The organism is Lacinutrix cladophorae (genome assembly GCF_053604645.1).
The window spans coordinates 148,871-168,682 of record NZ_JBSHNR010000087.1 but is presented as its reverse complement, the minus strand read 5'-3'; the positions used below and the strand labels follow the sequence as shown (position 1 = coordinate 168,682).

Genomic DNA, 19,812 nt, shown 5'->3' with positions numbered 1-19,812 from the left:
TACCCTATTTTCACTAGGCTTATTCAAGTTTTTAGTCAAAACTATTTTGACTATGTCATTCTGACAATACAGATACTATTTAATCTATTTGCTATACATATTCTATATAAAAAAGTATTAGACTTGCTAACTCTCAATTTAGTTTTTAAGATCCTATTATTTGCTATTTTAGTTTTCCCTTTATTTGAACCATTATTAATGGCTAATAGAATTTGTTCGGAAGCTATTAGTTATCCTTTGTATTTATTATTTATCTCCTTTACGCTACATTTTTTATTTAAAAAGAATAACAGGTCTTTAATATTCCTTTCCATTAGCTATGTATTGTTAGTGTTAACTAGAGGTCAATTTCTTTTATTGCCAATTATTATAGCATTTATATATGTATTAAAATGGAGGAAATCTATTTTTAAACAAGAGAAGTTAATTCCATTTATTATTCTTCTTTTTATTCCTCTACTTCCTATATTACTAGACAAAAGTTATCATAAAGTAAAGGACGGTGTTTTTATCTCTACTCCTTTTAAATATGTAAACGCAATGGCTTCTGCATTATATGTTAGTGAAGCTAGTAACGTAAACTTATTTAAAGATCCCGATCTTAAACACATTTTTAAAATGAGTCATGATTTTACAGCAAAAAACAATTGGCTAATGTCTAGTAAAGAAAGAGTTTCCTTTGCTGCGTACTACAACGATTTTCATGGAAAATTAGTCCATATTTGCAATACTACTTTTCATAACAAAGGGACACAATACTATCTAGACAAAAATCAATCAATTGTTGAAGCTAGAACCAACATAGAATTAGCAGGAAAAAAAATGTTTCCAATACTTATTAAAAACAACTTTAGTAAATGGTTTCCTTTATATTTAAGCAATATCATTCATGGCTTTAAATCCGTTTTTCTATTAATATTCATTGCTATTATTTTATTTTTTAGCGGATTAAAAATATGCCGTTTTTATTCTGATAAGTTTGCCATTCTATTTCTTTTCTCTTCTTTTATTTTAATAAATGCACTTATAGTATCTTTCGTAAGCCATTCTATTATAAGATATTTATTTTATAATTACTTTTTAATTTTTTTAATCTTTGTTGAACTTTACAAACTAATTCTTACTAAGAAAAATGATTGAACTATCTGTTGTAATGCCGTGTTTAAACGAAGCAGAAACCCTAGAAACCTGTATTGTAAAAGCATTCACCTTTATGAAGCTTCATGCTGTTTCTGGAGAAGTAGTTATTGCAGACAATGGTAGTACTGATGGTTCACAAGAAATAGCCAAAAAACTAAACGCCAGAGTCATTACTGTTAAAAATAAAGGCTATGGCTCTGCCCTTAGAGGTGGTATTGAAGCTGCAAATGGCAAGTATATAATTATGGGGGATGCTGACGATAGTTATGATTTTGAAGCACTTTTACCTTACTTAAAAGAGCTAAGAAATGGTAATGATCTTGTTATGGGAAACAGGTTTAAAGGTGGAATAAAAAAAGGCGCAATGCCTTTGCTTCATAAATATTTAGGAAACCCTGTACTATCGTTTATTGGGAGATTGTTTTTTAAAATCCATATTGGTGACTTTCACTGTGGTTTAAGAGGATTTTCTAAAGAAGCGTATTACAAAATGAATTTACAAACTACAGGAATGGAGTTTGCATCAGAAATGATCGTGAAATCTAAACTTAACAACCTAACTATAGCAGAAGTATCAACCATTTTACATGAAGATGGAAGATCAAGACCTCCGCATTTAAACACGTGGCGAGATGGTTGGAGACATTTACGTTTTTTAATGCTATATGCTCCTAACTGGTTGTTTTTATATCCTGGTATTCTTCTATTTTTAGTTGGTTTTATTTTTTCTACTTTATTAATTAAAAGCCCGTTAGTTTTTGAAACATTTACATTAGATGTGCACACCTTACTTTACACTTCAACCTTTTTACTTATAGGTTTTCAGTTTATAGTATTTTATGCATTAACAAAAATTTATGCTGTAGAAAATGGCTTACTCCCCAAAAGTAATAGATACAATAAGTTATTCCACTTCTTAAACTTAGAAAAAGGGCTTATTCTTGGTTTCGTTATACTATTAATAGGATTAGGTCTAAGTTATAATGGCTTTTCGAACTGGAAGGCTTTAAACTTTGGAAACCTAAATATAAAAACTACCATTCGAAGTATTATACCTGCAGTTATAGCATTACAATTAGGGATTCAAATAATTATTTTCAGTTTCTTTTTTAGTATTCTAGGATTAAAGAATCAAAATTGAATTTTATTAAAAACAACTTCCCCTTCTTCATTAATTAGTTCATAAACTCCAAAAGGAGCCTTTTTTTCTATAATAGTATAACTTTTATCTTCTTGAAGGTGTTCTAAATACTGTTCATTTTCACTTAAGTAAGCAAATAAAATTCGAAACAAATTTACATTCGTTTTTAGTTTATCATCAAAATTCGGAGCTTGATTTGGCCATTTAATAGCTAAAGCAGAAGTAAAAATAGTGTATACCAAATCTCTTTCTGTTTGTTTTACTTTAGACTGTGAAGTATAATCCATACCAACAAAGCCGCCATGATCTGCTACCACTACTATCAAACTATTAGAATCATTTTTAGTTATAATATCAATAGTTTGTTTTAACCAGACATTTGATTCTTCTAGCTCCTTTAAATAATTTAATCTTCCAATATCAGCACCTTTTGAACCGCTTTTATAATTAGCTATATGCCCAGGTTTTATTTTTTCAATAAAATAGAAATTATTAGTTTTAGCATTACTTATTATAGAAGTTTCCAAATCTTTTACTAGATCTCTTACAATAACATTTCCTTTGGATAAATAAGAGACCTCTTTATTTATTAGATTGGAATAATCATATTCTATTTCGGGTCTATTTAATAATAAATAAGGCTTTTCAAGTAATAAAAGGGTCTTATAATTATTCTTTTTAAAAATAGAAATTACAGGGTTTTTTCCAACAATAATATCTCTTGCATTATAAAGCTCATTCATTCCTGGCTTTGGCTCATGGAAATAATGGTGTTTCATAGAAAACATAGAACTGTTTGAACTTAAAGTTGAACTGTAATTACTTCTATAATTAGGATACAGTTTAAAATTATTTTCTACTAAAAAAGATTCAAATTTACTATTATCATAATTATAATTACTCTTATTTAATTCAGCAAAATTTGCATAACCATCTGGTTGAATAATATAAACATTAGGTCTTTTTTTAAATAGCACTTCTTCAATAGTATCTGGTTGTTGCATCCAAGCGCTAGAGTATGTTAAGTGTCTGTGAAAATTTGGTAGTAATTTTGAAAAAACAAAACAGGAAAGTAGGAGCTGAAATACAATTACTTTTTTAAAATGCTTTTTTAATAAAACACCTAGAGCAATTGGTATTAATAATAATAAAAAATTTTCCTTATTATCAAATCCAAATGTGCTTAAAATTATTAGAAAAGTAAATATAGATAGGTTTAAAACTGGTAATATATAGCCGCTATACTTTTTTAAAAAGCTAGTTTTAAAAAAAAACTTATAAAGCAGATAAAAACTAACTGCAGGAATAAGTATATATATAAATGCAAAGAAAAAAAACTGACTCCAAGAATTTACTAAAGTAAAATTCTTATCATAATAATATAACAAAGGATAAAGTCCTGCTGCAAGAGCAGCAATAATTGGAGTTTCTTTTTTACTATCAATAAAATCAACAACCTTATTTCTTAAATTATTTAACATCTTTCGGCTTTAGCAAATACATCACGCGTTCGCTATTTGCTATAGATTTTTTTTCTATTACCTCAAAATATATAGCATAAGCGGTTTCAAAATTCTCTAAAGAATACCAATCAAAATAATCTTTAAAATCTACCTTACTACTTAACAAGCGTTGTACCCAAGAATCGTTTCGTTTTGGGAATTCGATAACCAAGTGCTTAGAAAACGATGCGAAAAACTGCGCAGACATTTCAAAAGTTACGTTACCAGATAAAGACATGTGGTGAATAACCGCCAATGCTAATGTAACATCTGGCGTAAAATCTTTCATTCTATTTATAAAAGAATCCCGTTCTTTATTTTGAAAACCTATGGCTGCAGACGGATTTAAAACATCTAAAACAAAAGGAGTAATAAAGGATTCTTTATTTTCTCTAATGGCTTTATAATTAAAATCTACTGCGTTATTATCGATATCACAAACCAGAGCTTGCTGTAAGTCTGTAGTTATTTTTCTAACAAAAGTACCATCATTTCCACCAACATCAATTAGCGTTTTCGTGTTTAAATTGGTAATCCACGAATTAATTATTGCAGATTTTTCCACAAAAGCATCTGTACTATAATTGGTTTTATCATAATAATTCCCCCATTCGCTATGCTCTTTTAAAGACAGTTTTTTGATATAATCATACAAACTTTGTATGATATTTAATTGTCCTTTTTTAGACAAAGCGGAAGCTTTAGATTCCCCTTTATAGTCTTCGTTATGCTTATCTTCAAATTTGGCTAACAAATGAATATTAGAATACAAAAAAGGATTCATTTTGGTTTTAAACGGAAGCATAGAAGCTAGCATTTTAATAGGAATTCCATCTATAAAATTGCTCATCAACTTTAAAGATTGTGCACCATGATAATGTGCTAAAACTAAAGGACCTAAAAAATGAGTAATAAATTGTTTGTATGCGCGCCAAGGTGAGTTTTCTTGATAGAAATCGAAAGAAAGTGTATCTATAAAAATAGCTTTGCCTTCATGAAAAGCAATGTTAAAAGCCGTTGCATCTTTAAGTGAAAAACCTTTTTCTAAACTGTACTTCTGAAGCTTAAGTGTTAATAAAGCAGCTTCTTTATACATATTAAAACTCCATTCGTAAGGGTAGCTTATAAACGGTATATGATCTGGCTGAATAACAATTTTATCTCCGGTTTTAGATTTTTCGCTATGCGGAATTAATAGTTTGTTTTTAAATAAACTATCAAAAAATCCAGAAGTAGTTAGCGCTTCGTATTGCTTAAAATATATAGGAAAAATAGCTCTTTTAATAACGCCTTCTTCCGTAAAAATATAACCAGAAGGATCTCTAAATGAAGAAGCATGCTTGCTATTATCTACCACGAACTATTGTTTATTTTCTGTATCTTGATCTTTAATTTCAATATCATCAAACATTTCTTCTTCTTGGTTTTTAGAAAACCCTAAAAGTGTTTTTATTTTATACATTAACCCTTTTGAAAACAAAACAACTCCTGCAACTGCTGCTACAACTGCTTGAACAATCATTGCTCCTAAACCTGGATCGAAATATAAAAAATGCATATTAAAATTTTTTGTAAATATAGTAAACTTAAACTTTACTACTCACTTATATCTTTAGATTTAATATCTCCATTTATTTTCCAGTCAAAAAAAGTAAGTATAGCATTAATAATATAAAAAACATACTTTACAACATTAGCAATATTTCCTTGAATTACATTTTTTATAATTTGCACTAAGTTATAAAAAGACCAAGTTAAAAATGTCTGTTCGTATTTAAAAGCTGTACTTATGTTTCCTACCAAAGAAATACCAAAAATAATAGCCACAGTGTGCTTAAAAAACGGATTAGTAATATTTGTACCAAACCAATAAAACCCTAAAAAAACTAATGTATAGGAAACCAAAAAAGCACTAAAAATTAACAAATAATACTTTGCATCTGCTTTTTTTACGCGTTCCCCATCATGCCATTTTTTTGTTGCTATTATAGCGATTACAAAAGTTAAAGGATAGGTAATAATTGCAGAGCGGTTACCAAAAAGGTAATCGATAACACCAGAATTAACGGTTGTAAAAATACCAATAAGATTTCCTAAGTTTTGCTGTTTAACTATCATTCTTGCTGCTAACAAAGACACAACAGCTCCCAAAGTAGACAAAAGCCCAATTGGGAAAGCTCCTTTTACAATATGTGCATACAGCTCTACAAAAGGAATCCCAAATACGATCTTTCCATTAAAATAAATGGTTTCATGAAAATCTCTATAAATACAAATGGCCAAAACCAAAATTACGCCAAATAAATCCACATAATTAGAGTGGACTATTTGACGTAATGTTTTTTTGTTGAGCACTTAAGTTTTACTTAAGCGATCTTGTTTCTTTTACGATCTGTTTCCGATAACCAAATTTTACGTAAACGTAAGTGATTTGGAGTAACTTCTACATATTCGTCTTTTTGAATATATTCTAAAGCCTCTTCTAAGCTAAATTTAATTGCTGGTACAATTTTAGCTTTATCATCTGCTCCAGAACTACGTACATTACTTTGCTTTTTAGCTTTTGTAATATTTACAGCCATATCATCTTGACGAGAATTCTCACCAATTACTTGTCCTTCGTAAACACTCTCTCCTGGTTCAATAAAGAATTTCCCTCTATCTTGTAATTTATCAATAGAATAAGGAATAGCAGTACCATTTTCCATAGATATTAAAGAACCTGAAATACGTCCAGGAATCTCTCCTTTTAAAGGCTGGTATTCTTTAAAACGGTGTGCCATAATAGCCTCTCCAGCAGTAGCTGTTAGTAATTGGTTACGTAAACCAATAATACCACGAGAAGGGATTATAAACTCACAAATCATACGTTCTCCTTTAGCAACCATGCTTAATAACTCCCCTTTACGTTTGGTTACAAACTCTACCGCTTTTCCAGAGACTGTTTCTGGAAGATCAATAGTTAACTCTTCTATTGGTTCACATTTAACACCATCAATTTCTTTAATGATTACTTGTGGTTGTCCAATTTGAAGTTCATAACCTTCACGACGCATTGTTTCGATTAAAACCGATAAGTGTAATACACCACGACCAAAAACCATAAACTTATCTGCAGTATCAGTTTCGCCTAAACGAAGTGCTAAGTTTTTTTCTAATTCTTTTGCTAAACGATCTTTTATATGACGAGATGTTACATATTTACCATCTTTACCAAAGAAAGGCGAATCGTTAATTGTAAATAACATACTCATTGTTGGTTCATCTATCGCAATAGATTTTAAACCTTCTGGATTTTCTATATCGGCAACAGTGTCTCCAATTTCAAATCCTTCAACACCAACAAGTGCACAAATATCTCCAGTTTGAACGCTTTGTACTTTTTTACGTCCTAGACCTTCAAAAATAAATAATTCTTTAATTCTTGTTTTTGTAGTTGTTCCGTCTGCTTTTACTAAAGAAACCTGTTGTCCTTCTACAAGACTTCCTCTTTGTAATCTACCAATTGCAATACGACCAGTAAAGGAAGAGAAATCTAAAGATGTAATTAACATTTGTGTTGTTCCTTCTTCAAATTTTGGTGTAGGAACATGCTCTATAACCATATCTAATAATGGTTCTACATTTTCCGTTTCTACTTTCCAATCGTCACTCATCCAGTTGTTCTTTGCAGAACCGTATACCGTAGGGAAATCTAGTTGCCACTCTTCTGCTCCTAATTCGAACATAAGATCGAAAACTTTTTCATGTACCTCATCTGGAGTACAGTTTTCTTTATCTACTTTATTTACAACAACACAAGGTTTTAAGCCTAAATCAATTGCTTTTTGTAATACGAAACGTGTTTGAGGCATTGGCCCTTCAAAAGCATCTACCAATAGTACAACACCATCAGCCATATTTAATACACGCTCTACTTCTCCACCAAAATCGGCGTGACCAGGAGTATCAATGATATTAATTTTTGTGTCTTTGTATACTACCGATACGTTTTTAGAAGTAATTGTAATTCCTCTTTCTCTTTCTAAATCGTTGTTATCTAGAATTAAATCACCAGTATTCTGGTTTTCTCTAAAGAGTTGACAATGGTACATGATTTTATCTACTAATGTAGTTTTACCATGATCTACGTGTGCAATAATTGCAATGTTTTTAATATTAGCCATAATAGTGCCTTATTTTAAGCGTGCAAAGGTACATTAAATTCTTGTGAATATATGCATCTTATAAAGTATTTCTAATTTCCTTAAAATATACTGGATTTCAACACATTATAAAAACAGCTCAAAATCGCTACTGCTTTATTACATTACCGATTATTGATATTACATTTTAACATATCAATTCTTTTTTAGTTAATAATTTGTTATAATTGAAAAATACTGTAATTTTTCTTACTACTTTTCGTTCTAGTATTTAATTGTTCCCTAAAACAACTAAACAGAATTACAAATTATCCCTAATTAAAAATTAACAGCATTATGAACCAAATTAGTAAGTACTCCAAATTCATCCCATATCTATATTACTTAACAATAATTGCTTATTGGTTTACAGATATAAATAAAAGTGAAGGTGTTTCTGCCTATCCTATTTTATTATTTGGTATCCCGTTTTTATGGCAACTAATAAAACCTAATAAGAAATTAAACTTTGGATTAGGTATTACATTTGTGTGTTTATCTTCGTATATGATATTAGCATACTTGTCTGATTTATTTCATATTGTTACCATATCTAATGCTTCAAAACAGTTTGCTCTTTATGGTGGATTAACAGTTGCCGCTAACTTTTTCATGGCATTATGGATTATGAGAAATAGTATGAAAAAAACTTTTTAAATTGATTACCTTTGTCGCTTAAATTTTAAGTTGATGAATCTTCAAGATATTCCAAAAATAAAACATACCAATTCTAATAATTTTTTCCTTTTAGCAGGACCTTGTGCTATTGAGAGTGAAGAAATGGCATTTCGGATAGCCGAAAAAGTAGTAGAAATTACTAACAAATTAGAGATTCCTTATATCTTTAAAGGGAGTTTTAAAAAAGCAAACCGAAGTAGAATTGACAGTTTTACAGGAATTGGAGATGAAAAAGCTCTAGAGATTTTAAAGAAAGTTTCCGAAAAATTTGATGTACCAACGGTTACTGATATTCATGAAGCTAGCGATGCTGCGTTTGCTGCAAAATATGTAGATGTTTTACAAATCCCAGCATTTTTAGTGCGTCAAACCGACTTGGTCGTTGCTGCCGCAAAAACGGGCAAAGTGGTAAACTTAAAAAAAGGGCAATTTATGAGTCCCGAAGCCATGAAACACGCAGTACAGAAAGTAAAGGATTCAGGAAGCGATAAAGCATGGATTACAGATAGAGGTACCATGTTTGGCTACCAAGACATGATTGTAGATTTTCGTGGCATACCAACCATGCGCAAATACGCACCTACGGTTTTAGACGTAACACATTCTTTACAACAGCCAAATCAAAGTGTTGGTGTAACTGGAGGAAGACCAGATATGATAGAAACTATAGCTAGAGCTGGAATTGTAAATAATGTGGATGGTTTATTTATTGAAACACATTTTGATCCTGCAAATGCTAAAAGTGATGGCGCTAATATGTTGCATTTAGATAATTTAGAAAAATTGCTCACCAATTTGGTAGCTATTAGAAAAACTATAAACGCATTATAATTATCCCAAATCTTATTTGTAATGAAAAATGCTACGCAAACAAAACTAGCACTATTTAGCTTAATATTATTTTCTGTATTTACAACTGCTCAAGAAACGCAAGTAGAAATTAATACCGAAAAATACACAGCGAATAACAAAGGAAAGTTTTTTATAAGCTGGGGAGGAAACAGAGAAACCTTTTCTAAATCGGATATTAGATTTCAAGGGGAAGGTTACGACTTTACCATTCACGATGCTTCTGCTAAAGACAAACCAAAAGGTTGGCATATCGATTATATTAACCCTACACGAATGACCATACCGCAAACCAATGTGAAGGTTGGTTATTTTATTTCTAACAAATACAATATCGCTTTTGGTGTAGACCATATGAAATATGTAATGAAAAGAAATAAATATAAAAATGTTAGTGGCTATATAGACCTTCCGGAAGACGAAGAAGGCAGCATTTACAACCAAGAATTTAGTGGAGACTCCTATTTTGTTTCCGAAGACTTCTTAAAATTCGAACACACCAATGGCTTAAATTATGTGTATTTAGAGTTTAATAGGTTTGATGATATTTCTTCCCTTTTAAAAATTAATAATACCGATATCTTTCAAATAAATTTAACCGAAGGTTTTGGTGCTGGAGCTCTATATCCAAAAACAAACACGACACTTTTACAAAAAGAAAGGTATGATGAGTTTCATGTAGCTGGCTATGGTATTTCTTTAAATGTTGGACTAAACCTTACTTTCTTTAAATACTTTTTTATAGAAACCGATTTAAGAGGTGGTTTTATTAATATGCCAGACATTAGAACAACAAGTAATAGCAACGAGAGTGCTTCGCAACATTTCTGGTACTTACAACGTGTCATTTCTGTTGGAGGAAGATTTAGAATTTAATCTACTTTTATCTAGTATTTATCTTTACTTATAAAAACTTTTGTCTTTGTGTTTATATACTTCTTCAAGAATTGCAACAAAAATAGCATCATCTACTTCTTCTAAAGCTGTATAACGTAATGATTTTACTAATTTCCTGTTTTCACTAACTAAATAATCTACATACTTTTTAGAGATATGTGCCGAATGCCAAAAGCCAACATCTACAAATGCTTTTTTATGACTAGCATTTAAGTAGCAAATAGGCTTCTTATTAATATAATAACAAGGTATTCGCCACTTATACTTCAATTCTGCTTCAGGTAAAGTATGTTCAATTACTGCCTGTAAATGCATTAATATAGCACGATATGGCTCTGGTTGGTTAACTATATAATCTTCAGCTGGATTCATGCTTAAAAATAATAAAATTTATTTAGGAAACTTTTAACTTGTAACATTGCTTTATTTTTATTTACTTTGTATTTCAAAGTACTTTTATATGGAAGCTAAAGATTATTTAAAAGACATTAGTGAGATTAAAAATTTAATGAATAAATCTTCGCGATTTATTTCTTTAAGTGGTTTATCAGGAATATTAGCTGGGGTATATGCACTAATTGGTGCAACTATTGCATATTGGTTGGTAATAAATCATAGCTATGGCACATTACTTTTAGATGGTTGGGTCTTTAAAACTTGCTTACTTATTTTAGCCTTAATAGCTTTTTTTAGTATTGCAACTGCAATATTTTTAACCACTAGAAAAGCAAAAAAGAATAATGAAAAAATTTGGGACACCTCTTCAAAACGTTTAATCTTTAACTTTTTAATTCCGCTAATTACTGGAGGTATTTATATTTTAATCATTTTAGCACAACAAAAATATGGACAAGCTGGGGCTTTAATGCTCATTTTTTATGGTCTTGCACTTGTTAATGCATCCAAATATAGTATTGGAGATATTAGGTATTTAGGTTTCATAGAAATTATTTTAGGTTTAATTTGCGCGCTGTTTCCTGGTTATGGCTTTATACTTTGGGTTATAGGCTTCGGGTTTTTACATATTGTTTACGGAACTATAATGTATATTAAATACGATAAGAAATGAGTAATACAATAAAGACAGGGTTAATTGCTACCTTAATGATATATGTACTTGGAGTAACCTTTACGTATTATTCCAACCAAAAGTTTCATCTGCAATTTGAAAAATTTGATATAGACAAGAATGGCTCTATAGATGCCAACGAAATGTCTGAACAAGCAGAATTCTATTTAATCCAAAAAGAAAAACGAAAAACAACAAAGCAAGCAATTATAATATTAATTCCTGTTGCGATAATTATTGGTTTTATTTGCTTTGCTATTGCAGTGCTTTTTAAGAAAATGAAAACAATAGACACGAATGAAATTAATTACCAATAGATGAGCTTTCTAATAATTCTAATTCTTGCTATTCCTTCCTACTTTTTATCAAAGTGGGGCTTAAAAAAATTTAATCTAGGAAACGACGAGAACAGAAAATTAATAGCCCTAATACCAGCTATATTATTAAGTCCTATAATTTATATCGGACTAATGTATTTATGGATATTATCGATTTCGTATTATCCTACCAATGATTTCGATAAACAAGAATGGGAAACTAATATTGAGGAGAGGTATAAAATGTCTGAAGATATCATAGAAAGTAAAATATTAATCGGAAAAACAAAAGAAGAAATAATCGAATTATTAGGAAAAGATTTTTACACATACAACCAAAATCACATTGCCTATGGCATTGGATTTGTTCCCGGACTTTTTAGTATGGATCCAGATGTATTAGATATCTATTTTGAAAATGGAAAGGTTACTAAAGTAGAGCAACACCAAACTTAAATAAAAAATTCCTGCTTGTTCAGGAAATATATGAGTATAATAACCAACATAAATAAAGCTTTCGATCATCGCATTAGATTAGGCATCATGTCTATTTTAATGGTTAACGAATATGCCGATTTTAAAATGCTTAAAGAGCTACTAGAAGTTACCGATGGTAATTTAGCAAGTCACACCAAAGCACTTGAAAAAGTAGCATATATTACAGTAGAAAAACAATTTATTGGCCGAAAACCAAACACACGATATGCAACAACAAATCTTGGTAGAGCTGCATTTAAAAAACATATTGAAGCGCTTGAAAAATTAATTAACAAACAATAAACTCCTTCCTTGCAAGGGATAGAAATATTTTTTTAATCTTTTACTTTGAAATTCAAAGTACTTTATATTTATGAAAAAAAGAAAACAACTTATCGAATGGCTTTTTGAAAAATCTCAAAAAATATATACCAACATATTCAAAAAGCATCAACCATGGGGAATTTACAAAGCAGAGCTTTTAACCTATCCAGAGGCTTCTCTAGGTAAACATCTTGGCGAATTTTTAGATAAAAACAACTTCGAATTAATTTCTAAAGTAGAAAGACATGATGCCTACCATACTTTAACTGGGTTTGGCACCAAAGTAGAAGACGAGATTGCATTACAATGTTTATGCTTTGGAAACGGAAAAAGAAGTCCTTATTTATATGGAGCAATTGTATTAGGCGTAATTATTCTCCCAGAGTATTACAAGTACTATTACAAGTCTTACTTAATAGGTAAAAACGCAAATTCTTTTCATCAATATGATTATAAAAAACTATTACAAGTAAACATACATTCATTTAGAATGAGCATTTTTTCGAAACAACAATTAGACATTCTATTAACAACAAAAATCTAAAACACTTTTACTATGGAAGAAATACAAAAACAAAATACAAACAGATTCACCAATTGGCTAAAAACATCTATAACTGCAAGAATGCTTATGATAGGTTTTTTAACCTTAATATTACTTGTTCCATTATCGTTTATAGAAAGCTTAATAAAAGAACGTGCATTTAGGCAACAGGATGTAGTAAACGAAATCAACCAAAAATGGGGGAATCATGTTTTAGTCTATGGTCCCATTTTAAAGATCCCTTATAAAACTTATAGCGAAACAAAAACCTATAACGAAAAGACAAAAACCTACTTTAAAGAAACCCAAACACATATTAATTATGCATATATCTTTCCCGAAAATCTAGATACTAAAGCTTCAGTAAATTCTAAAACCTTAAACAGAGGTAACTTCGAATCTGCTGTTTTTACAACCAACATGGATTTTTCAGGGTATTTTATCCCTACAGACCTTTCTTCAAAAGGAATAAAAAAAGAAGATATTATTTGGGACAAAGCAAGCATAATCATAAAAACATCTAACCTAAAAGGTATTAAAAGTGAAATGCTTTTAAAACTAAACAACAATACCTATTCTTTTCAAACCAATTTTAATGACACCAACAATAATAACCACAATCGTCTAGACGTATTAGAATCTGGATTTATAAAAACCGAAGATATTACCGAAACAAGGAATTCTAATTTTAATATTACAATGGCTTTTAATGGTAGCAAGCAAATAGAATTAATCCCTATTGGTAAAACCACAACCATGAGCATGACTTCTAATTGGGCAGATCCAAGCTTTATTGGTAACTATTTACCAGACGACGAAACCAAAGAAATTACCAAAAACGGATTTATAGCAGACTGGAAAATACTTCACATTAATAGAGCTTTCTCGCAACAACACCTTAACAAAATACCAAACCTCAACAGCTTTGCTTTTGGTACCAAATTTATGGTCATGGTAGACGAGTATCAAAAATCCGAACGCTCTGCAAAATACGGTTTTCTAGTTATTGGTTTAACCTTCCTCATTTTCTTCCTTATACAAAGCTTAAGCAAAATAAACATTCACCCTTTTCAATATTTAATGATTGGTATTGCACTCACCATGTTTTATACCTTACTCGTTTCTATTTCCGAGCACAGTAACTTTTTAAAAGCCTATCTTATTGCAGGTATTTCGGTAATTGTACTCATCACACTCTACTCCAAATCCATACTAAAAAACTTTAAATTCCCCATTTTTATCGGGGTATCACTCACAGCACTTTACACCTTTATTTACGTAATCATTCAATTAGAAAACTACGCATTATTAGTTGGTAGCATTGGTTTATTCCTCATCCTAGCTACTGTTATGTTTGTGTCTAGAAAAATAGATTGGACAAACGGATAATGAATAAGTAGGGCGTTACCCGTTTCGCAAAAAAGCTTCAAAGGGTCGCGCTTTACGTTAAATCTTTTTGCAAAACAGAGCGAAACTTGTTTCAATATTTTATTAATAACAAACTTGTAAGCCAATAGAACTAATTCACTTTATAATCTCGCAAAAAGGATACCACTGCAATCGCTAACGCAAATAGTAACTATCATGAAAAATATAATTTTAACCAGTAAAATAACAGCAGCAACCAGCTTTATTATAGGAACAGTATTATTAGCCGTTTACCTATATTTTGATAATCTAAAAAACCTAGAACAAATCGGATTCGGTTTTATACTAATAGCATTTTGGATAAACCTTATTTTATTAGTTATTCTAATTATTTCCGCTTTTGTAAAACCTAAATTTAGAATCGAAATACTAAAAACCTGCGTTATCTTATTATTAAACATACCAATAGCAATAGGTTACTTCTTTTTAGTTTTATGGTCTTTAGATTTAAGCAAGCATTTTTAATTATGAAATTTCAATGTAACAAAAACTACAGCATAGCAGCCATTGTACTATTTATAGTAGAAGCTTTTATTGCAACCTTTTTAAAAGATGGTTTTATCCGACATACTTTTGGCGATTACCTTGTCGTTATACTACTCTATTGTATGTTTAAAAGTGTTATAAAAACAAAACCATTTTATATCGCAATAGCTGTTTTTATCATTGCTTATGGTATCGAGTTTTTACAACTTACCCATTTTTTAGAAGTATTAAAGCTTCAAAACAACACAGTAGCTAAAATTATTTTAGGAAGTACTTTTAGTATTCAAGATCTAATCGCTTACACATTAGGTATTATTACCATTCTAATTTTTGAACACAAAACACAAAACAATGCATAATTTAAAATCCCATATCTTTAATCAATACAAAGTCATTTCACTCCTTAGTGCTTCTATGCTTTTAAGTATCTTTTTACTAATGGTTAGAATAAAAATTACACACACTTATTTTTTCATATTTTTAGTATGGAACTTGTTTCTTGCAGTGATACCTTATGCAATTACAATCTACTTAAAAAGCAGAGAAAAAACAAACAAATTTCAACTTGCAATAGCGTTTAGTATTTGGTTGCTCTTTTTACCTAATGCGCCTTATATTATTACAGACCTAATACATTTAAAAATTAGTGAAAACCCATTTTTTTGGTTAGATGTTTTACTAGTAACTTCCTTTGCTTATAATGGGTTAATGCTATTCTTTTTAAGTATGGTAGATATAAAAAAATTATTGCAAAATTATTTTAGTAAAAACAAGGTAAGTTATCTTATGCATGCAATTCTTTTATTAACTGCTTTTGGTATTTACTTGGGTAGATTTTTACGCTATAATTCTTGGGATATTTTACAACACCCTTCTATCCTTTTTAAGGATATATTACACATGGTTATACAGCCAAATCAACACTTAGAAGTTTGGTTATTTACGTTTACATTTGGCTGTTTTTTAGCCATTAGCTTTCGTATGTTTCAGGTTTTTCAAAAAAACAGGAAACAGTTAATCTTCTCTGTTTTTTTCTTGAATCTTTCTAACAATATTAGCAGCTACATTTCTAGGCATTAACCTTGGTAGTGTAGCAAGAAATTTATTAAAACCTCCAGGTATTGCCACAGGTTTCCCTTTTAACATGGCTTTATAACCATAAGCAGCAACTGCTTTGGCGGAAGCCATATTAAAAGTGATTTTATTTTCTTTACTATCTTCTGAAACTGTTTCTTGAAAATGCGTTTTTGTTGGCCCAGGACATAAAGCGGTTACAGAAACTCCTGTTCCCTTTAGTTCACATGCAATAGCTTCAGAAAAAGAAAGCATATAACCTTTAGAAGCATAATAAATAGACATTAAAGGTCCTGGTTGAAAAGCCGCAAGAGAAGACATGTTTAATATTTTACCCGATTTACGTTTTACCATACCCTCTAAAACTAGTTTAGTTAAATGTGTTGTGGTCATTATATGCACATGTAACATAGCAGATTCTCGCTCCCAATTGGTTTCAGCAAAAGAGCCAAACAAACCAAATCCTGCATTATTAATTAACACATCAATTGGTTCGTTATTTATATCGTCTATAATTTCTTGTGAAATATTTGGAAGGCTTAAATCTTTAGCTAGCGTTATTACTTCTACTTTAAAATCACGTACTAATTCATCTTTTACTTTAGCTAGATTTACTGCATTAATATCAACTAATATCAATTTGTAAGCGTCTTTGGCTAATAAAAGAGTTAACTCATAGCCTAATCCAGATGCTGCTCCTGTTATTAATGCTGTTTTAGTCATGTTGTGATTTTAAAATAATTATTTTTTTTTAGTTTACAATTAATGTTACAGATGCAGTAGAACAGTTATCATTACTAGTGAAATTTTCACATATTTGATAATCGATAGTATAGGTTCCTGAAGGTACATTAGCAATTAATATATCAATAGTTCCGTTGGTATTTAACACAAAATAATCGCCACTACTATTCGATATTGTATTTACAGTTACTGCGTAATTTATCATCGTTCCTCCATTTAAAGTATCATTATCTAATACATTTAAAATAGAAGTTGCTGTAGCACTACCATCTATTGCATCTAATGCATCATTTACAGCCGTAATTGTATTGTTTACATATATACTAACCGATGAAGTACTGCAATTATTTGGGTTTGCAATTTCACATATGGTATATGGAAATTGATAATCTGCCGAAGGTGTAAACTCTAATGGCATAGAAATATCACCATTGGCATCTAAAGATATATAATCTCCTTGATTACCATCGCCTACCGTTATAGTCACATTATTTGGTGTAGCATCTAAACCATTTAAGGTGTCATTATTTAATACATTTAAAAGCGTTTGTCCTTGTGGTGTACCAACAGCATTTATCCAGTCATATACTGCATTAATACTACCTGAAGTATTGAATACATATAAAGTTACTGTTGCAGAAGCGCAGTTGTTGGGATCTGTAATTTGACAAATAGTATAGAATATATCGTAAGTTCCTGTTGGTGTGTTTTCATTTACATCAATAGTTCCATCTGCATTTAGAAAAATGTTATTTGGGAAATTGGTAGAGGAAGTTATAGTTACTTCAGTTGCATTTACTGCTATTCCATCAATAGTATCGTTATTTAAAACGTTTACAACTGCTGTTGCTCCCAGAGAGTTAGAAACTTCAATACCATCCATGAAATCGTCTTCTGCATTAATTATTGCTGTAGTATCATCTGTATTGGTAACAAATAAAGTTACTGTTGCAGAAGCGCAGTTGTTTGGATCTGTAATTTGACAAATAGTATAGAATATATCGTAAGTTCCTGTTGGTGTGTTTTCATTTACATCAATAGTTCCATCTGCATTTAGAAAAATGTTATTTGGGAAATTGGTTGAGGAAGTTATGGTTACTTCATTAGCATTTACTTCAACCCCATCAATAGTATCGTTATCTAAAACATTTACAACTCCTGTTGCTCCTAAAGAGTTAGAAACTTCAATCCCGTCCATACCATCATCTACTGCATTTATTGTTGCAGTAGTATCATCTGTATTGGTAACAAATAAAGTTACTGTTGCAGAAGCGCAATTGTTTGTGTTTACATTTTCGCAAATAGTATAGAATACATCGTAAGTTCCTGTTGGCGTATTTTCATTTACATCAATAGTTCCATCTGCATTTAGAAAAATGTTATTTGGAAAATTGGTAGAGGAAGTTATAGTTACTTCAGTTGCATTTACTGCTACTCCATCAATAGTATCGTTATCTAAAACATTTACAACTCCTGTTGCTCCTAAAGAGTTAGAAACTTCAATTCCATCCATACCATCATTCTGTGCAATAATTTCATTAGGAGTGTCTTGGCAAGTAAATAAAGTTCCTATATCGGTAATTGGGTTTGTGAAATTCCCTGAAATTTCTTGAGTGATTTGATTCGCGTCTAAATCTACAGCTTGTAGAGTATACGCTGTATTTAAACCACAATAATTAACATATAATGACATGGTGCCATCTGTAATAGGAAAAACATAGGTTTCCCCATTAAATGCTAAGTCTATTTCTAAATAACCATTTGTAACAGGCTCTCCATCACAATTATTAAATACACCTATAAAACTAGAGTCTACAATATCCGGACTTGCGACAGTTACTGTAATATTTTGATCATTCTCAAAAGGTCCAATTAATGTTGAAAAATTATTTCCAGAGCAATTATAATCTGGCACGACTAATACCATTTGATCACTTCTAGGCACTAAACCACATTCTGTTCCAGACGCATTGGTATAACCATAAGTACCAATTGAATTTAGTGCAGGAGAATATAAGTTAATTGGTGTATAAGATAGCGGATTACCATTGGTATCGACTAAATCTATACATACATAAACCGATGGATATGGGTAATCCCAATTCCAAAAGGAGAAATGAGACACTTCGCCAACATACTTATCTCCTTGTAATGTTGCTTCTCCTTCTTGTTTCCAAAACCCGTAATCTTCGTTAAAAGACCATAAAGGCATTACTTGAGGTGCATTACTTAAATTGTTTACAACTGGCAACGTTATTTGCGCTGTAGTACCATTTGCTAGTTGTAATTCTTCATCCGATGTTCCTATTAATGCTACTGCTAACATACCATAGGTTTCTAATACTTTTAAAGAACCTTCAGCATCTTGTCCTACTAACATTCCTGGCATTTTATTTACTATTTCTGCATCTGTAGGTTTTAGGTGTTTTAAAACAACACGTACTTGGCCAGAGTATGCTGCTCCTTGTGGATTAATAAAATCGCCACTAAATACAATTTTTGTACCATTAGAAAGACTTACCACGCCTTCTTCTCCAGAATTAATTACTGCTTCTGGTTCCATTTCTAATAGAACAATTTCTACTAAATTTACTCCTGTTTTTGGAGTTAATGCTCTTGAACCTTCTATATAACCTGTTTTGTTTGCTTTTATAAAAGCAAACTTTTCTTGTACGGTTGCATTTTCTATTGAAAAAACACCTTGTTCGTTTGTTATTGCTGTAGTGTTTCCAATTTGCACTAACACTCCAGAAAGAGGTTCTTTTGCTTCATCTAATATTTTTCCCATAAATCGGGCTTCCATAGTGCTACCGAAGTTTTCTAAAAACTCTTGAGGTGTAATCTCTGAAGTTAAAGAACTTGCAGAAAAATCTACTGGTTCATCATTACAAGAAAATAAAAATAGACATAGAACGAATAAAAAATAATTTTTAAATATACTCATGGGGATTATTTAGT

General features: G+C 30.6%; 22 protein-coding genes. 14 read left to right on the top strand and 8 right to left on the bottom strand.

The window, feature by feature from the left end; all coding sequences use genetic code 11:
* Positions 1-198 precede the first annotated feature (198 nt).
* Positions 199-1,140, top strand: coding sequence for a hypothetical protein (locus ACVC3Y_RS05530; RefSeq protein WP_452226328.1), 942 nt, complete (start codon positions 199-201; stop codon positions 1,138-1,140).
* Positions 1,133-2,281, top strand: a complete 1,149-nt coding sequence (locus ACVC3Y_RS05525; protein WP_303426179.1) for a glycosyltransferase family 2 protein — start codon at positions 1,133-1,135, stop codon at positions 2,279-2,281. The genes ACVC3Y_RS05530 and ACVC3Y_RS05525 overlap by 8 nt, the downstream gene beginning before the upstream one ends.
* Here the strand turns inward: ACVC3Y_RS05525 and ACVC3Y_RS05520 are convergent.
* Genes ACVC3Y_RS05520 through typA form a run of 5 tightly spaced genes read right to left on the bottom strand, consistent with a single transcriptional unit; the run spans position 2,272 to position 7,949 of the window.
* Positions 2,272-3,762 carry a hypothetical protein gene (locus tag ACVC3Y_RS05520; protein WP_303426177.1) on the bottom strand — a complete coding sequence of 497 codons (1,491 nt, stop codon included), beginning with the start codon at positions 3,760-3,762 and terminating at the stop codon, positions 2,272-2,274. The genes ACVC3Y_RS05525 and ACVC3Y_RS05520 overlap by 10 nt on opposite strands.
* On the bottom strand, positions 3,752-5,140 hold the full coding sequence (locus tag ACVC3Y_RS05515) for a class I SAM-dependent methyltransferase (RefSeq protein ID WP_452226327.1): 1,389 nt from the start codon (positions 5,138-5,140) through the stop codon (positions 3,752-3,754). The genes ACVC3Y_RS05520 and ACVC3Y_RS05515 overlap by 11 nt, the downstream gene beginning before the upstream one ends.
* A 3-nt stretch (positions 5,141-5,143) precedes the next feature.
* Positions 5,144-5,341, bottom strand: a complete 198-nt coding sequence (locus ACVC3Y_RS05510; protein WP_303426173.1) for a hypothetical protein — start codon at positions 5,339-5,341, stop codon at positions 5,144-5,146.
* Between the two features lie 38 nt (positions 5,342-5,379).
* Positions 5,380-6,138 carry a nicotinamide mononucleotide transporter family protein gene (locus tag ACVC3Y_RS05505; RefSeq protein WP_452226326.1) on the bottom strand — a complete coding sequence of 253 codons (759 nt, stop codon included), beginning with the start codon at positions 6,136-6,138 and terminating at the stop codon, positions 5,380-5,382.
* 11 nt (positions 6,139-6,149) lie between these two features.
* Entirely contained in the window at positions 6,150-7,949 is a 1,800-nt protein-coding gene (gene typA / locus ACVC3Y_RS05500) for a translational GTPase TypA (protein WP_303426169.1), read from the bottom strand.
* A gap of 315 nt (positions 7,950-8,264) precedes the next feature.
* On the opposite strand from typA, the gene ACVC3Y_RS05495 reads away from it, so the two are divergent.
* From ACVC3Y_RS05495 to ACVC3Y_RS05485, 3 genes are read left to right on the top strand one after another with little or no spacing between them, the layout of a single operon-like run.
* Complete coding sequence (locus ACVC3Y_RS05495) at positions 8,265-8,624, top strand: hypothetical protein (protein WP_303426168.1); 360 nt, start codon at positions 8,265-8,267, stop codon at positions 8,622-8,624.
* A gap of 33 nt (positions 8,625-8,657) precedes the next feature.
* Complete coding sequence (gene kdsA, locus ACVC3Y_RS05490; protein ID WP_303426166.1) at positions 8,658-9,476, top strand: 3-deoxy-8-phosphooctulonate synthase; 819 nt, start codon at positions 8,658-8,660, stop codon at positions 9,474-9,476.
* Positions 9,477-9,497: 21 nt separating this feature from the next.
* Positions 9,498-10,370: a hypothetical protein gene (locus ACVC3Y_RS05485; protein WP_452226325.1), complete on the top strand. Its 873-nt coding sequence runs from the start codon at positions 9,498-9,500 to the stop codon at positions 10,368-10,370.
* Between the two features lie 24 nt (positions 10,371-10,394).
* Here the strand turns inward: ACVC3Y_RS05485 and ACVC3Y_RS05480 are convergent, their stop codons facing one another.
* Complete coding sequence (locus ACVC3Y_RS05480; protein WP_452226324.1) at positions 10,395-10,763, bottom strand: DUF1801 domain-containing protein; 369 nt, start codon at positions 10,761-10,763, stop codon at positions 10,395-10,397.
* An 88-nt stretch (positions 10,764-10,851) separates the two neighbouring features.
* On the opposite strand from ACVC3Y_RS05480, the gene ACVC3Y_RS05475 reads away from it, so the two are divergent.
* From ACVC3Y_RS05475 to ACVC3Y_RS05435, 9 genes are all read left to right on the top strand, one after another.
* Positions 10,852-11,460, top strand: a complete 609-nt coding sequence (locus tag ACVC3Y_RS05475; protein WP_452226323.1) for a hypothetical protein — start codon at positions 10,852-10,854, stop codon at positions 11,458-11,460.
* Positions 11,457-11,777: a hypothetical protein gene (locus ACVC3Y_RS05470; RefSeq protein WP_303426160.1), complete on the top strand. Its 321-nt coding sequence runs from the start codon at positions 11,457-11,459 to the stop codon at positions 11,775-11,777. Before ACVC3Y_RS05475 ends, ACVC3Y_RS05470 begins: the two co-directional genes overlap by 4 nt.
* Entirely contained in the window at positions 11,778-12,233 is a 456-nt protein-coding gene (locus ACVC3Y_RS05465; RefSeq protein WP_303426159.1) for a hypothetical protein, read from the top strand. It begins immediately after the preceding gene.
* 30 nt (positions 12,234-12,263) lie between these two features.
* A complete protein-coding gene (locus ACVC3Y_RS05460; protein WP_303426158.1) occupies positions 12,264-12,557 on the top strand; it encodes a winged helix-turn-helix domain-containing protein in 294 nt (97 codons plus the stop codon).
* 70 nt (positions 12,558-12,627) lie between these two features.
* Entirely contained in the window at positions 12,628-13,122 is a 495-nt protein-coding gene (locus tag ACVC3Y_RS05455; protein ID WP_452226322.1) for a Coq4 family protein, read from the top strand.
* Between the two features lie 12 nt (positions 13,123-13,134).
* A complete protein-coding gene (gene creD, locus ACVC3Y_RS05450) occupies positions 13,135-14,511 on the top strand; it encodes a cell envelope integrity protein CreD (RefSeq protein WP_452226321.1) in 1,377 nt (458 codons plus the stop codon).
* Between the two features lie 195 nt (positions 14,512-14,706).
* Entirely contained in the window at positions 14,707-15,015 is a 309-nt protein-coding gene (locus ACVC3Y_RS05445; RefSeq protein WP_452226320.1) for a hypothetical protein, read from the top strand.
* Positions 15,016-15,017: 2 nt separating this feature from the next.
* On the top strand, positions 15,018-15,395 hold the full coding sequence (locus ACVC3Y_RS05440; protein WP_303426152.1) for a ribosomal maturation YjgA family protein: 378 nt from the start codon (positions 15,018-15,020) through the stop codon (positions 15,393-15,395).
* Entirely contained in the window at positions 15,388-16,116 is a 729-nt protein-coding gene (locus ACVC3Y_RS05435) for a DUF1361 domain-containing protein (protein WP_452226319.1), read from the top strand. The genes ACVC3Y_RS05440 and ACVC3Y_RS05435 overlap by 8 nt, the downstream gene beginning before the upstream one ends.
* Here the strand turns inward: ACVC3Y_RS05435 and ACVC3Y_RS05430 are convergent.
* Positions 16,051-16,833: an SDR family NAD(P)-dependent oxidoreductase gene (locus ACVC3Y_RS05430; protein WP_452226318.1), complete on the bottom strand. Its 783-nt coding sequence runs from the start codon at positions 16,831-16,833 to the stop codon at positions 16,051-16,053. The two genes, ACVC3Y_RS05435 and ACVC3Y_RS05430, sit on opposite strands and share 66 nt — an antisense overlap.
* 28 nt (positions 16,834-16,861) lie before the next feature.
* Positions 16,862-19,798, bottom strand: a complete 2,937-nt coding sequence (locus tag ACVC3Y_RS05425; RefSeq protein ID WP_452226317.1) for a hypothetical protein — start codon at positions 19,796-19,798, stop codon at positions 16,862-16,864.
* Positions 19,799-19,812: the final 14 nt, after the last annotated feature.